This window comes from Bradyrhizobium sp. MI1.11, from assembly GCF_055811255.1.
In genome coordinates this window covers 1-997 of record NZ_JBVVPM010000182.1, presented here as the reverse complement: position 1 = coordinate 997, position 997 = coordinate 1, and the positions used below count along the sequence as shown (strand labels likewise).

Genomic DNA, 997 nt, shown 5'->3' with positions numbered 1-997 from the left:
CGCAACCACAAAAGCCCGGGAAAACCGCGGCTACCAGCCAACGACTCCGCATAATCCCGCGCTACGCATAATCGGTCGTACCGGCGAAGATGCGGTAGTCGGGCGCCTTGTCGTTGTCCTTCTCGGATGCCGCGAACTTTGCCTTGACGTTCAGGGTCAGCGTCTTGATCGAACCGATGTAGCCATTGTCCGAAGCGGTGAAGGTGCCGATGGTAGCCATTGTGGTCTCCGTTTGTTGCTCGGGCCGCGCCCATCGCAGCCTCGATGGCGATCCTTGGCCCGGGGAGCGATCGGCCCGCAGCCTTCAGGCCCGCAGCGAAGCGGAGGACGGCGATAGCCTGCTTTTTTGTCTTCCGCGAGGAATGCCGCCACTTCGCGGCAGGGGAAAAAAGCAGGCGCAGCCATTGCGGGAAGGCGATCGAGGCTCTTGCCGGCCCTCGGGCCTGATCAGCCCATTCGAGGTTGCGTTGGACGCGCCATGAATGAACTGACGGAGACCACCATGGCGGCCGACATCGACGCAGCACAAGGACACAGCCGGATCAATCGGGCACCTGCTGACACCAGCGCATCAACGGCAAAAACGGCGCGTTCCGGCAAACGCTAGCGATCCTGATCGCACTCCCGCGTACGGGGGCGAAGGTGTGCTTGGAATGATCCGTCAGGCAGCGACCTCGATACTCCGGTCAACACCGATCAAAGCTGCCGGCCTTATCACCTGCTGCTGACTGGCGAGCACGACAGAGCAGTGACCTTCGGCTGCCGCTGACGGCGTGGATCAGAGTGATCGAAGTCTGGCTCGTGACGGCCCTTCCATGCTTCGATAGCCGCTGTGCGCAAAAAGAAGCGAGCGCGCGCCGGGGCGGCGCGGGGCCGAAATTTTAAAAAGGGCCGGGGGGGGGGGGGGGGGGGGGGGCCCCGCTTCCGCGGACACGGTGCTGGGAGAGGCAAGAGTCTCCTCCTCCGGCAACAGATCCCGCAGGCTCACGCCCAGCCG

The 997-nt window shown here is 63.8% G+C and carries 1 protein-coding gene and 1 pseudogene; one reads left to right on the top strand and one right to left on the bottom strand.

The genetic code is table 11. The annotated features are described in order from the left end of the window. Window positions 1-67: 67 nt before the first annotated feature. A pseudogene (locus AC0L30_RS43005) lies at window positions 68-220 on the bottom strand (DUF736 domain-containing protein); the annotation flags it as partial. A 258-nt stretch (window positions 221-478) separates the two neighbouring features. On the opposite strand from AC0L30_RS43005, the gene AC0L30_RS43000 reads away from it, so the two are divergent. Continuing rightward, window positions 479-607 (top strand): hypothetical protein, encoded by a 129-nt coding sequence (locus AC0L30_RS43000; protein ID WP_473309040.1) that lies wholly within the window; start codon window positions 479-481, stop codon window positions 605-607. Window positions 608-997: the final 390 nt, after the last annotated feature.